Genomic DNA, 12,357 nt, shown 5'->3' with positions numbered 1-12,357 from the left:
TGGCGGGTTTCTTTAGTTGAAAGAGTAGGAAAATCCGTCATTTAGTTTTATAACTTATGATATATACTGAACAGATAAGAGTTGCGAGATCCTAACGGACTCATGAACAATAAAAAAGGGACATTCAGATGAGCGAGCAACGTAACATTGCAGAAAACGTAGCTGAAGACGAAGTACTTCAATGGGTGACATTTCAGTTAGAAAGTGAAACTTACGGTATTAACGTAATGCAAGTACAAGAAGTGCTGCGTTATACCGAAATTGCTCCCGTACCGGGCGCGCCAGATTACGTGTTAGGTATTATTAATTTGCGCGGTAATGTTGTTACCGTTATCGATACCCGTTCACGTTTTGGTTTACCGTCGTCCGACATTACTGAAAACTCGCGTATTGTGATTATCGAAGCAGAGTCTCAGGTAATTGGTATTTTGGTCGACAGTGTAGCCGAAGTGGTTTATTTACGTTCATCAGAGATTGACTCTGCCCCGAATGTTGGCACCGAAGAGAGCGCCAAGTTCATTCAAGGTGTGAGCAATAGAGATGGACAATTGTTGATTTTAGTAGACTTAAACAAGCTACTATCTGATGACGAATGGGATGAAGTAAGCTCACTGTAAATGGACTGGATTAATCTTACTGCCCTGCTCGCGACAATTATTTGCCTTATAGGTGGCTATTGGCTTACTTATAAGGCAAAACAACAAGTGGCTAGCAGTGACAAAAAAATGGCAAGTTTAGAAGTGGTGACAAAAAACCTGTTAGTGAGTCACCGCTCTGTTGAAAAGCAATTGCAAGAAATTCATCTTGCTAATGCTTCTTTAGTAAAAGAGCTGGAACGACAAAGTGAGCAAGTTGAACAAGCCTTTTTACGTACCTCAGAAATCCAATCGCAAGACCCTGATAGTAAGCTTTATACTAGAGCGGTAAAACTGGTTGAGTTAGGTGCTGACTTAGAAGAAGTGATGCGCGAATGTGAGCTACCCAAAGCCGAAGCTGAACTGCTACTCAGTTTGCGCAATAAAATAAAAGGGCAGGCTAGTTAGGCTGCTAACGCACCTAGAGTTCGGTATTTTCCGTTATGTTTAGCTGTGAAGACGGTATAACCTTAAAAAGCACACACTTGATTTAGGCTTGAGATTAACACGATTTGCATGTTCTGTTATTCTCGCCGCAGTTCTTCTTTACTAATCCCTTAAATCAGTCGCTTAAGCTAGATTTAAGGTTTAGCTGTGATAACATCCGAACAACCTACCAAACCAAGAATGAATGGAATGCTGCAAGTCAAACGCCTGTGTTGTGTTAGAGAAGACCGAGTGCTTTTTGACAATTTGTCATTCTCTCTAGAGCCAGGCCAAATATTGCAAATTGCCGGGCCAAATGGAGCAGGTAAAACCAGCTTATTACGGCTTATTGCCGGCTTATCAAGAGCCGAGCACGGTGATATTAGTTGGCAAGGGCAGGCTATCGCACAAACTTACGACCGTTACCACCAAGACTGTTTGTATTTAGGCCATCATGCGGGCGTAAAAGCAGAGTTAAGTGCTCTCGAAAATTTGCAGTTTTACCTCGGTTTAGCGGGGCAATCTCAGTCTTCGAATCAATTGTATGCCATTCTCGCTCGCGTCGGTTTAGCCGGGCTTGAAGACGAACCAGTAGGACACCTATCTGCCGGACAACAACGGCGTGTTGGTCTAGCGCGTTTATGGCTAGTAAAATGTAAGTTGTGGATATTGGATGAACCCTTTACTGCCATTGACAAGCAAGGCGTTGCCTATTTGGAAAAGGTTATTGTTGAGCATGCACAGTCGGGCGGCATGGTGTTGCTTACAACCCATCAAGAGTTAAGCTTAAGTAAAAACCTGTACCGCGTTTTAACCATTAAGCCTTCGTTTGAGGATGCCATGTAATGCAGGCCTTTTTAGCTGTTATCAAGCGTGAGCTGCTGGCTGCATTTCGCCAAAAATCCGATGTATTAAATCCGCTTTGGTTTATTCTAATTGTTATCACCTTGTTTCCCATTGCCGTGGGCCCAGAACCGGCCCTGTTGGCGCGTATAGCACCTGGCATATTGTGGGTCGCAGCGCTGTTATCTTCATTGCTATCTTTAGAGCGCTTATTTCGCGACGATTATGCCGACGGCTCGCTGGAGCAGATGGTGATTAGTGGTTCGCCCTTACCGCTGATCGCATTAGCCAAAATCGTTGCCCATTGGTCAATAACCGGCCTACCTATTTTGTTGTTGTCTCCTTTGTTGGCGGTATTGCTATCCTTGGAGTGGCAAAGTTTTCAAGCGACCTTTTATACCCTGCTGTTAGGCACGCCGGTATTGAGCTTGATTGGCTCTGTAGGGGTGGCCTTAACAGTGGGCTTGCGTAAAGGTGGGGTATTATTGAGCCTGCTTATCTTGCCTTTGTATATTCCAGTGCTTATTTTTGCAACATCGGCGATTGAAGCGGCATCTTTAAGCTTGCCCTATACGGGCCATTTAGCGATTATGGGGGCCATTAGTTTGGCAGCGTTAACCTTAGCCCCCTTTGCAACCGCTGCGGCTCTAAAAGTCAGTATTAACTAACGTTATAATTTGGACAGAGAGAACTTTCAATTATGTGGAAATGGCTACATCCCTATGCAAAACCAGAAGCAAGCTACCAGCTAGCGGGTAAGTTTATACCGTGGTTTAGTGTATTTGCTGCTGTCAGTTTTACAGTGGGTTTAATTTGGGGCTTGGCATTTGCCCCTGCTGATTATCAGCAGGGCGATAGTTTCCGCATCATTTATATTCATGTGCCATCTGCCATTATGTCTATGGGGGCCTACTCCTCAATGGCAATTGCAGCCTTTATTGGCCTAGTGTGGCAGATCAAACAAGCTGATATGTATGTAGCAGCCGTCGCCCCGGTGGGCGCGGTATTCACCTTTGTTGCCTTGTTCACTGGTGCCGCTTGGGGTAAACCAATGTGGGGCGCTTGGTGGGTGTGGGATGCGCGTTTAACCTCAGAGCTTATTTTGTTGTTTTTATATCTTGGGGTTATTGCCTTATACAATGCCTTCTCAGATAAAACCATGGCTGGCCGAGCGGCAGGTATTTTAAGTCTCGTTGGTGTGATAAATCTTCCCATCATTCATTACTCAGTAGAGTGGTGGAATACCCTCCACCAAGGTGCAACTATTACCAAGTTTGCTAAACCTTCTATCGATTCGCGAATGCTTTGGCCTTTGCTGATTAACGTGTTAGCGTTCGCTTTATTTTTAGGGGCGGTAAGTTTAATTCGCTTCAGAACTGAACTGTTACGCCGAGAGCAACGTAGGCCTTGGGTACAACAACTCATTAATAAACAGCTTGAAGCAAAGGGTAATTAGCATGCAATTTGAATCTTTAAGCGATTTTCTTGCTATGGGCGGCTACGGATTTTATGTGTGGCTAGCTTTTGGCGTTACCGCCGCAGCGATGATTGCCGTTGTGGTCGACAGTATTGTAAAACGCAATGCTATTTTTAAATCTGTGGCTCGCCAGTCGGCGCGCCAGCAGCGAGCTCAAGCAGCAAAAGAGGTAACTGAACGCTTATGAACCCTAGACGTAAAAAACGCCTAACAATTATTTTATCTATTGTGGTTGGCTTAGGCGCATCAATCGGTTTGTTGCTTTTTGCTTTACAGCAAAATATAGACTTGTTTTATACACCTACTGAATTGGTAGAGGGTAAAGGGCCAAAGGCACTAAAGCCTGAATTGGGGCAGCGTCTCAGAATTGGCGGTTTAGTATTGCCGGGTACGGTAGAGCGTTCAGAGACCAGTTTAGCAGTGAGCTTTAAGCTCAGTGATGCAGGCGGCGGAATAGTCACCGTGACCTATGAAGGCATCTTGCCGGATCTATTTCGAGAGGGGCAGGGTATTGTTGCCCAAGGTGAACTTAGCGATCTGAATACCGTCGCGGCTTTTGAAGTATTAGCCAAGCATGATGAAGAGTACATGCCGTCAGAAGTGGCCGAAGCGTTAATTGGCATGGAACACTTTAAACCAGAATATACAGAGGCCCAATTACAGGGCTCAACGCACTAGAGGCGGTTAACTATGATCCCTGAACTTGGACATTACGCACTCATTCTTGCTACAACGTTAGCCATCTTACAAAGTATTTATCCTCTTTGGGGGGCGAGCAAAAACAGTGTGACATTAATGAAGCTGGCTCGGCCTTTGGCATTGGGGCAGTTTGCCTTTGTGACGCTGTCTTTTGTTATCCTTAGTTACGCCTTTGCGATTAACGACTTCTCGGTGGCGTATGTTGCCAATAACTCTAATAGCCAGTTGCCCTTGCATTTTCGCTTGTCGGCAGTGTGGGGCGCCCATGAAGGCTCATTACTATTGTGGGCGCTTATCTTATCGGCTTGGGGGGCAGCGGTAGCCTTATTTAGCCGAGGCTTGCCATTATCGGCAGTGGCTCGGGTGGTGGCGGTAATGGGGATGATCTGTGTAGGTTTCTACTTATTCATTCTGCTCACGTCCAACCCTTTTGACAGAACCTTGCCGTTTTTCCCCGTCGACGGACAAGATCTTAACCCCTTGTTACAAGATGTAGGGCTTATTTTTCACCCGCCGTTGTTATACATGGGGTATGTGGGGTTCTCGGTCGCTTTTGCCTTTGCTATTGCAGCGCTTATCGAAGGCCGCTTAGACTCTACCTGGGCGCGTTGGTCTCGACCTTGGACAATGGCAGCATGGGTATTTCTAACGGTAGGTATTGCCTTAGGGAGTTGGTGGGCTTACTACGAACTCGGTTGGGGCGGTTGGTGGTTCTGGGATCCGGTTGAAAATGCCTCGTTTATGCCTTGGTTAGTGGGCACCGCGCTATTGCACTCATTAGCGGTCACTGAAAAGCGCGGTGTATTTAAATCATGGACAGTGCTGTTAGCTATTTCTGCATTTTCTTTAAGCTTATTAGGTACGTTCCTGGTTCGCTCTGGCGTGTTGGTATCGGTGCATGCCTTTGCCAGTGACCCCGCTCGTGGTTTGTTTATTTTAGGCTTCTTGTTAGTGGTCATTGGCGGCTCGTTATTGCTATTTGCGATCCGTGGTTCACAGGTTAAAAGCCGTGGCACCTATAATCTATTTTCGCGAGAAACCTTTTTATTAATTAACAATATTCTGCTGGTCGCTGCATTAGTAGTGGTATTGCTAGGTACACTGTTACCACTTATTCATAAAGAGATTGGCCTTGGCAGTATTTCGATTGGCGAAGCGTTCTTTAACCGCATGTTCAGTTGGATGATTGTGCCGTTTGCGCTGGCTTTGGGCATTGGCCCACTACTGCGTTGGAAACGTCAAGATATCCGCCCTCTCACTAAACCTTTACTAGTGATAGCAGCGATAAGTTTGCTATTACCGCTGTTGTTACTGCAGCTATTGGCTCCGCAATTTTACGCCTTAGCCTATATGGCATTGGTACTCGCTGTTTGGGTGGTGTGTTGTACCGCCTTAGAGGTGTACTTACGTGCCACCCATCGACATACCTTTAGCATCGGACTCACCAAGTTGAGTCGCTCTCATTGGGCCATGGTGCTAGGGCACATTGGTTTGGCGGTATCGGTAATTGGTATCTCTATGACTAGTCATTACAGCATTGAGCGAGACTTGCGCTTAGAAGCCGGTGATTCTGTTACCTTTGCCGCTTATCGTTTTCACTTTAAGCAGGTTGAGCCCTTGGTAGGCCCTAATTACGAAGGTCACGTAGGCGTGATTGACGTGTATAAAGGCGAGCAATTGGCCACTACCTTACGTGCTGAAAAACGTTTTTATCGAGTACAGCGTAATATGATGACAGAGGCGGCCATTGATGCTGGATTCTGGCGAGATTTGTATGCCGCTATGGGTGAGCAACTACCCGGCGGGGCTTGGGCTGTACGCTTATACTATAAACCCTTTATTCGCTGGATTTGGTTAGGCTCGCTGATTATGGCGCTGGGCGGTTGTTTTGCGATGGCTGACAAACGTTATCGCTTTAAAGTCAAGCAGCAGCAACTTAGCGGTAAAACGGCTAGCGAAGCCAAAGCTTTGGCTGAGGAGGTTTAGGTGAATAAGCGCTTAATGTATTTCATGCTGCCCTTAGTTGCTTTTCTGTTAGTGGCGATATTTTTGTACCGAGGTTTGTACAGTGACGCCACTGAACTAGAGTCGGTGTTAATTGGCAAGCCAGTCCCTGAATTCACCTTGCAAGATATCTATCAGCAAGATAAGCAACATGATGCCAAGATTTTCAAAGGGCAACCCTTATTGCTTAATGTATGGGCCACGTGGTGTCCTACTTGTCGTGCCGAGCATACCTTTTTAAACTCGCTGGCAGCACAAGGGGTTAAAATTGTTGGCCTTAATTATAAAGATGACCGTAATAAAGCTATCTCTTGGTTAGAGCAGTTAGGTAACCCTTATCAAGTAAACCTTTATGATGGTAAAGGTTTGCTAGCCTTAGACTTGGGTGTTTATGGCGCGCCCGAAACCTATTTCATCGATAGTCAGGGGGTGATCCGTTACCGCCATGTGGGGGATGTTAATCAGCGTAACTGGCAGCAAACCCTTGGGCCTATTTTTGCAGGCTTGGAGTAAACATGAATAAACTTATTACCGCTTTGGTCGTCGGCCTAATGTTAACTTTTTCTCAACTGGCGATGGCCGCCATTGAAGCGCATCAGTTTGACTCTGCCGAGCAAGAACAACTGTTTCGCGAGTTAACCAGAGAGTTGCGTTGCCCGAAGTGTCAAAACAATAATATCTCTGATTCTAACGCGGGTTTGGCGCAAGATCTGAGAGAAAAAACCTATCAAATGGTCAAAGCGGGTAGCGATAAGCAACAAGTATTAGATTACATGGTGGCGCGTTACGGTAACTTTGTACGTTATGATCCTCCCTTAACACCCGCGGTGTTAACTCTGTGGCTAGCACCTATTGGCATTATTATAATTGGTGGTTTAACCATATTTCAGTTATCAAGGCGTAAAAAAGGCGCCAAGCCAGCGCTGGATGAGCAAGAGCAACAGCGCTTAGCTGAATTAATTAAAAAAACGGAGCAACATAAATAATGACAGCGTTTTGGTTGGCTGCGGCCGTGTTAACGTTGCTAGCAGTGGCGATAGTATTACTGCCGCTGCGTGCTTCAAAGAACAATACATCGGTATCTCAAACTGATTTGAATACGACCCTATACAAAGACCGCTTAGCTGAAATTGAGAAAGAAGACCAGCAAGGCTTAGCAGACGACAGCGAAGTGCTAGTCAGCGAGCTACAACACAACTTGTTAGATGACATACCTGCCGATAAGCCTAAGCAGAGCCTAAAGCTATCTACTTGGGTGGTGTTGCCAGGGGTGTTTTTCGTAGTGGCCAGTTCAATCGGCTTGTATATGAAGCTAGGCAGTAGTGAACAGGTTCAAGACTGGCAAGCCATTGTGCAAAACATGCCAGAGCTAAGTAATAAAGTGCTGCTGGGGCAAGGTGGTGAAGTCAGCGAGCAAGACTTAGCCGACTTCGCGCTTGGCTTGCGAACTAAATTACACCAAGACCCCTCTGATACTCGAGGGTGGTTTTTATTAGCAAAGGTTGGCCAAGCCTTAAATCGCTTAGACATTATGACTGATGCCGCTGAGCAGGCTTACCAGCGAGAGCCCAATAGCACCAACAATATTACCATTTACGCCCAAGCGCTTTTTTACAGTGGAGAGCCTGCTCAGCAAGCTCGAGCAGAGCGTTTGTTAGTGCTAGCCCTGCAACAAAACCCTAGTGAGTTAGAGCTGTGGTCTTTATACGCCTTTATGGCGCTTGAACAACAACAGTTTCAGTTAGCCATCGATCGTTGGTCTCGCATGCTAGGCTTGGTAGAAAAAGGCTCAGAGCGCGAGCTGATGCTGCAACAAAGCATCGACTTTGCCAAAGGCCAATTGGCGCAAACAGCGCCCCCTAAAGACGCTACGACAGAGGCACCGCAAGCTCCTAGTGAAGAGCGGGTAGCCAGCGAGCCAGGCTACAACATTAGGGTGAGTATTAAAGAAGGGCTCTCGGTACCTGATTCAAGCTTCTTGTTTGTTTATGCTAAAGCGGTGAATGGGCCACCTATGCCCTTAGCCGCAAAAAAAATTGCCCACCCGCAATTTCCAGTTACGGTTAATCTTTCTGATAACGACAGTATGATGGAGGGACTAAAATTGTCTCAGCAGGGGGATTTTTACATCACCGCACGTTTATCCTATGACAATAATGTGCAAACTACTGACGGAGATTGGGAAGGTAAATCGGCCCCGGTAAGTCAAGAGGGCGAAGATGTGATAACCCTACTGATAGATACTCAGCTATAGCGTTACCTTATTAACTTTAAGCTTAATAATTTTTGCTATTCAGTTTCGTAACTAGATGCCATAATAAGCATAGAGGTTGCCATGCAGCCTCTTTTTATTTCCTAAAATAGAGCTTGTTAACACTCAACCAGCTCTGCTTGTAGTAATACTAATTGAGACAAATTGTTGTTCTGAAGCTTTCTCAGGTAGCGCGCGGTTATTGAAATAAGCATTACAGTAAGGGCTTATCCTGATTACTCGTTGCTAGGCATAGTGGCTGTTTTTCGCGCATCAGAATGGCTAATAATTTGTTTAGTTTGGTATTAAGTCGCCATGGAAGGGGTGTAAGGTGCCACATAGAGTTGTTTGGTTTTTTGCGTTGTTTACCACCGTTTTTTCAATGGTTTTGCCGACGCGTGCCCAAGAAATCCAAGACTTTTCAGACCCCTTTGAAGGGTTTAACCGCAGCATGTGGAATTTTAACTATCAGTATTTAGACAAACCTTTGTACCGACCGGTTACCCATGTTTACGCAGAATATTTGCCCTTCGGTCTACGCGAAGCGGTCAATAACGTTATTCGTAATTTGGAAGAACCCGCCAGTTTTGCCAACCATTTACTGCAAGGTAAAGTAGAGCGAGCCTCGAATAACTTAGTGCGGTTTTTGTTTAATTCTAGCTTTGGCCTGTTTGGGATTTTTGATCTTATGGGGCGTTCTGGAGTTACCCGTGACATTGAAGAGTTTGGTGATGTAATGGGCTTTTATGGTGTACCAGAAGGCCCGTACGTTATGTTGCCTGTGTTGGGCCCAACCACTGTTCGTAAAGAAGTGGGAGACTGGATAGACGCTTTTGCGTCGCCGTTAACCGGCCTTACTTTAACAGAACAAGCAATAAAGTGGGGCTTAGATGGCCTCTACAAGCGTGCTTCAGTGATTGAACAAGAACCTTTATTAGATAACTCCCTAGACAGTTACTCGTTTGTTAAAGATGCCTATTTGCAATATCGTTTGTACCGTTTCTACAACGGCAAGCCGCCAACGTCTTCAAAACAAGACGTAGACGATGCCCTAGAAGAATATTTAGACGAGATAGAAGAATATTAGCCGAGCTAGTCTATGCTTATGCAAATAGGCTTAAGTTCTATCATCGGCTAGCCATCTTCAATACTGCTGTATTAAATGCCTGCCTTGTGTGTTTATGAAAATGTTAGTTTTTTGTTGGTTATTTTTTACGGTTGCTTACTGGCGTTATCGCGTTTTTGCTTATATAGTCAACTGGATAGACCACGGTTTAATTAATAACGTATTAATAAATAAGGAAAAGGTGACTAAGGAATGTCGCTGCAAGCTGAAAATCCATTATATGGAATTTCTATATTAGTTGTTGAAGACGAAGTGGTATTTCGTCAGCAGTTACTTGCTTATCTCACTCAGCAAGGTGCGATGGTGTGCGCCGTAGAAAATGGCCAAGAAGCCTTAGAGACCTTAGCCCAACAACATTACGACGTAATATTAATGGACTTAGTGATGCCTACCATGAATGGTGTCGAACTGCTGGAGCGCTTAGACAATTATAACGGCAGCATTATTGTCATTTCTGGCAAAAGTACCATGGCCGACTTGCGCAGGGTTCTGCAATTAGGAGCCAGTGACTTTTTGGTTAAACCTCTCACCGATTTTCAAGAATTAATCAGTACCATTTTGTCGAGCTTATCCATGGCAGAAGAGCAAGACTTGCAAATGGAATTTGCCGAATTTGATGAGCACAAAGCCCACTTCAGAGCCAACGACGCTCAAGCCAGTTTAGTATTGCGTGAAATTCTTCCTAAGGCGACCCAAGAAATAGTCGGCTTTTTTTGCCACTATCGGCTTAAAGGCCAAACCTTATTCCCTATTATTAAGCAAATCGATGAGCATCACGTTGGCTTTTTAGTGGTGGATATCTGCCTGCTTGGCGATGAAGGGGTAGTAGCAGCGGTTATCGTTAATGGCTTCTTTCAAGATATGTGGAACCGCTTTTTGGTTAACGACCCTACCGCGCTGCAACCCAGTGAAGCCTTAAAATCCTTAAACAACATTATTAAAGCAGCAGACCTACGCGCCCCCGCAGCATGTTTATATGGCATCATTGAGCATGACCAAGTTCGCTATGCTAATGCCGGCTTGATTGATGCGCCAAAACCTTTCGATGCCGCTCATCCGGGCCTTGCTTTAGGTCTTCGCGCAGATACCCGTTACCCCGAAGGGGTGGCTCAACTGGCTGATATCGGTTTCAGCCTTCGCTTTCGTAACTTAGTTGAAGATCGCATTAGCCTAAAATTGTTTCCTGTAGGCTAATTGAGAGAATTGTTTGTTTATTTCCTTCCTATTTTTGTCGATTTTGGGTTAATATGTCCGAGTCGGCGTTCACTGTTGTGATTTAGTAATTTACTGCCATAATCATAGTTGTTCATGTCGCCTAAAGCATTCATAAAGGCACAACATAGTGCTAATGGATAATTGCTCGCAATTTTGTATCTGCGACAATGGGTAGTTAACAAACGGATTTTTCGAAAGTATTAGGCTAAGGTTTTTCATGACATCTCTGATATTTTTACTGTTGGGAACCACAGTATTAACGTTTGTCGCTCTGGCTTTTTTAAAGCCATTCTCTGAGTTTATTGGCTTACACGATATTCCCGATAGCCGAAAAAACCACGACTGTCCCGTCCCAGCGGTGGGGGGGATTGCTGTTTTCTTTGGTTTAGCTGCCAGTACCCTCGTATTTGTTCCTTTTGATTCAGACAGTATTTCTTATTTTTCCGGCGCACTGATGTGTGTATTGCTGGGAGTCATCGACGACCGTTCGGGTCTGTCGGCCAAGTTTAAGTTATTCATGCAGATCCTGATTACCCTATTTTTGTGTTTTCAAATGGAACACTTTCTATTTAATTTAGGTGATTTGGTGGGCATGGGAGATATTTACCTAGGCAGCGCAAGTTACCTACTCACCGCTTTAGCTGTAGTCGGCGCTATTAACGCTTTTAACATGTTAGATGGCCTCGATGGTTTAGTGGGAGGGGTGGCCATGGTCACCTTTGCCTCAATGGCACTATTGTTCTCTTTTAACGGCATCGGCTTTAACACCATGTTAGCCTTATCCCTTTCAGTGGCGCTTATCCCTTACTTGCTGATGAATTTAACCGTGCCGCCATTTAAAACCAAGGTGTTTCTTGGCGATGCCGGTGCCATGCTGTTAGGCTACAGTGTGGTTTGGCTACTGATTGGCGGTACTCAGAGTAGTACACCTAGCTTCACTTCCGCTACCGCGTTGTGGATGGTGGGTCTTCCCTTAATGGATATGGCCTCAGTAGTCATCCATCGCGTACAAGCTAACGAATCACCACTTAAAGCCGATCACCGCCACATTCACCACCGCCTGCTTAACGCCGGTTACAGTAAAAAGCAGGTGTTAGCGATTGTCTGTCTATTAGCCTTGGGCATGGCTTGTTTTGGGGTGGTGAGTTGCGTGTACAAAATGCCAGAACCTTTGCTGTTCGCTAGCTTCTTGTTCGCATTCTTTCTGTATAACGCTATAGTGGGTCAAATAAAGTCTAAGAGCCTTGTTTAGGTGCTTGAACTGTTAAACTTATAAAAAAAGATAGTTGAACTAATGAGAATGTTTAAATGGATGTTAGTGTTTGGTGTGAGCGGCATAATGCTAGGCTGCGCTAAACCTATCGAACAACCTGTGGCGAGCCGCGAGTTGGTAGAAAATGTTATTGAGAAAGACAAAAACCTCATTCCCGAATCCTATTGGGCAGTGTTAGACAGCGGTCAAACCTACGAGCAGCTGCAAGTATCAATTTATCAAATTACCCTTCTAGATTTATATCAATCAGCTAGTGGTAAATTGTGCCGTAGGTTTGAAGCGCAAGAAATCAACACTCAAGATTCACCTGAAATAAGAGTCGCCTGTAAACAACGAACAGATAATGCTTGGTACCTCTCGTCTCCAGCTGTTTCAGATTTAACCTATGACCTGAATTTAGGTAGTTAA

General features: G+C 45.1%; 15 protein-coding genes. All 15 read left to right on the top strand.

Translation table 11 applies throughout. The features are described 5' to 3' along the window. Positions 1-128: 128 nt before the first annotated feature. Positions 129-617, top strand: a complete 489-nt coding sequence (locus tag ACVFI8_RS02775) for a chemotaxis protein CheW (protein WP_248714947.1) — start codon at positions 129-131, stop codon at positions 615-617. Beyond that, the gene (locus tag ACVFI8_RS02770; protein WP_305883155.1) at positions 618-1,043 is read left to right on the top strand and encodes a DUF2802 domain-containing protein; all 426 of its coding nucleotides are present in this window, start codon (positions 618-620) and stop codon (positions 1,041-1,043) included. 219 nt (positions 1,044-1,262) lie between these two features. Continuing rightward, positions 1,263-1,907, top strand: coding sequence for a cytochrome c biogenesis heme-transporting ATPase CcmA (gene ccmA / locus ACVFI8_RS02765; RefSeq protein ID WP_457873805.1), 645 nt, complete (start codon positions 1,263-1,265; stop codon positions 1,905-1,907). Further along, on the top strand, positions 1,907-2,572 hold the full coding sequence (gene ccmB, locus ACVFI8_RS02760) for a heme exporter protein CcmB (RefSeq protein WP_248714948.1): 666 nt from the start codon (positions 1,907-1,909) through the stop codon (positions 2,570-2,572). The genes ccmA and ccmB overlap by 1 nt, the downstream gene beginning before the upstream one ends. Positions 2,573-2,604: 32 nt before the next feature. Then, positions 2,605-3,360 carry a heme ABC transporter permease gene (locus ACVFI8_RS02755; protein ID WP_248714949.1) on the top strand — a complete coding sequence of 252 codons (756 nt, stop codon included), beginning with the start codon at positions 2,605-2,607 and terminating at the stop codon, positions 3,358-3,360. Position 3,361: 1 nt separating this feature from the next. Continuing rightward, positions 3,362-3,568, top strand: a complete 207-nt coding sequence (gene ccmD / locus ACVFI8_RS02750) for a heme exporter protein CcmD (RefSeq protein WP_457872984.1) — start codon at positions 3,362-3,364, stop codon at positions 3,566-3,568. Further along, positions 3,565-4,059, top strand: a complete 495-nt coding sequence (gene ccmE / locus ACVFI8_RS02745) for a cytochrome c maturation protein CcmE (protein WP_457872983.1) — start codon at positions 3,565-3,567, stop codon at positions 4,057-4,059. Before ccmD ends, ccmE begins: the two co-directional genes overlap by 4 nt. 12 nt (positions 4,060-4,071) lie before the next feature. Further along, the gene (locus ACVFI8_RS02740; protein ID WP_248714952.1) at positions 4,072-6,066 is read left to right on the top strand and encodes a heme lyase CcmF/NrfE family subunit; all 1,995 of its coding nucleotides are present in this window, start codon (positions 4,072-4,074) and stop codon (positions 6,064-6,066) included. Next, a complete protein-coding gene (locus tag ACVFI8_RS02735; RefSeq protein WP_305883156.1) occupies positions 6,067-6,597 on the top strand; it encodes a DsbE family thiol:disulfide interchange protein in 531 nt (176 codons plus the stop codon). A 2-nt stretch (positions 6,598-6,599) separates the two neighbouring features. Beyond that, a complete protein-coding gene (locus ACVFI8_RS02730; protein ID WP_457872982.1) occupies positions 6,600-7,070 on the top strand; it encodes a cytochrome c-type biogenesis protein in 471 nt (156 codons plus the stop codon). Further along, entirely contained in the window at positions 7,070-8,338 is a 1,269-nt protein-coding gene (gene ccmI / locus ACVFI8_RS02725; RefSeq protein ID WP_457872981.1) for a c-type cytochrome biogenesis protein CcmI, read from the top strand. The genes ACVFI8_RS02730 and ccmI overlap by 1 nt, the downstream gene beginning before the upstream one ends. A gap of 328 nt (positions 8,339-8,666) precedes the next feature. Further along, on the top strand, positions 8,667-9,422 hold the full coding sequence (locus tag ACVFI8_RS02720) for an MlaA family lipoprotein (protein WP_248714955.1): 756 nt from the start codon (positions 8,667-8,669) through the stop codon (positions 9,420-9,422). 231 nt (positions 9,423-9,653) lie between these two features. Further along, complete coding sequence (locus tag ACVFI8_RS02715; protein ID WP_457872980.1) at positions 9,654-10,655, top strand: response regulator; 1,002 nt, start codon at positions 9,654-9,656, stop codon at positions 10,653-10,655. A gap of 238 nt (positions 10,656-10,893) precedes the next feature. Then, positions 10,894-11,928, top strand: coding sequence for an undecaprenyl-phosphate alpha-N-acetylglucosaminyl 1-phosphate transferase (locus tag ACVFI8_RS02710; RefSeq protein ID WP_248714957.1), 1,035 nt, complete (start codon positions 10,894-10,896; stop codon positions 11,926-11,928). Between the two features lie 42 nt (positions 11,929-11,970). Next, on the top strand, positions 11,971-12,357 hold the full coding sequence (locus ACVFI8_RS02705; RefSeq protein WP_457872979.1) for a hypothetical protein: 387 nt from the start codon (positions 11,971-11,973) through the stop codon (positions 12,355-12,357).

This window comes from Agarivorans sp. MS3-6, assembly GCF_054112545.1.
This window is presented reverse-complemented; position numbering and strand designations above follow the sequence as displayed.

What these genes read in the sequence shown, in the direction of transcription:
- ACVFI8_RS02775 (WP_248714947.1), top strand. Translation starts at nt 129, where the DNA reads ATGAGCGAGCAACGTAACATTGCAGAAAACGTAGCTGAAGACGAAGTA.
- ACVFI8_RS02770 (WP_305883155.1), top strand. Translation starts at nt 618, where the DNA reads ATGGACTGGATTAATCTTACTGCCCTGCTCGCGACAATTATTTGCCTT.
- ccmA (WP_457873805.1), top strand. Translation starts at nt 1,263, where the DNA reads ATGAATGGAATGCTGCAAGTCAAACGCCTGTGTTGTGTTAGAGAAGAC.
- ccmB (WP_248714948.1), top strand. Translation starts at nt 1,907, where the DNA reads ATGCAGGCCTTTTTAGCTGTTATCAAGCGTGAGCTGCTGGCTGCATTT.
- ACVFI8_RS02755 (WP_248714949.1), top strand. Translation starts at nt 2,605, where the DNA reads ATGTGGAAATGGCTACATCCCTATGCAAAACCAGAAGCAAGCTACCAG.
- ccmD (WP_457872984.1), top strand. Translation starts at nt 3,362, where the DNA reads ATGCAATTTGAATCTTTAAGCGATTTTCTTGCTATGGGCGGCTACGGA.
- ccmE (WP_457872983.1), top strand. Translation starts at nt 3,565, where the DNA reads ATGAACCCTAGACGTAAAAAACGCCTAACAATTATTTTATCTATTGTG.
- ACVFI8_RS02740 (WP_248714952.1), top strand. Translation starts at nt 4,072, where the DNA reads ATGATCCCTGAACTTGGACATTACGCACTCATTCTTGCTACAACGTTA.
- ACVFI8_RS02730 (WP_457872982.1), top strand. Translation starts at nt 6,600, where the DNA reads ATGAATAAACTTATTACCGCTTTGGTCGTCGGCCTAATGTTAACTTTT.
- ccmI (WP_457872981.1), top strand. Translation starts at nt 7,070, where the DNA reads ATGACAGCGTTTTGGTTGGCTGCGGCCGTGTTAACGTTGCTAGCAGTG.
- ACVFI8_RS02715 (WP_457872980.1), top strand. Translation starts at nt 9,654, where the DNA reads ATGTCGCTGCAAGCTGAAAATCCATTATATGGAATTTCTATATTAGTT.
- ACVFI8_RS02710 (WP_248714957.1), top strand. Translation starts at nt 10,894, where the DNA reads ATGACATCTCTGATATTTTTACTGTTGGGAACCACAGTATTAACGTTT.
- ACVFI8_RS02705 (WP_457872979.1), top strand. Translation starts at nt 11,971, where the DNA reads ATGAGAATGTTTAAATGGATGTTAGTGTTTGGTGTGAGCGGCATAATG.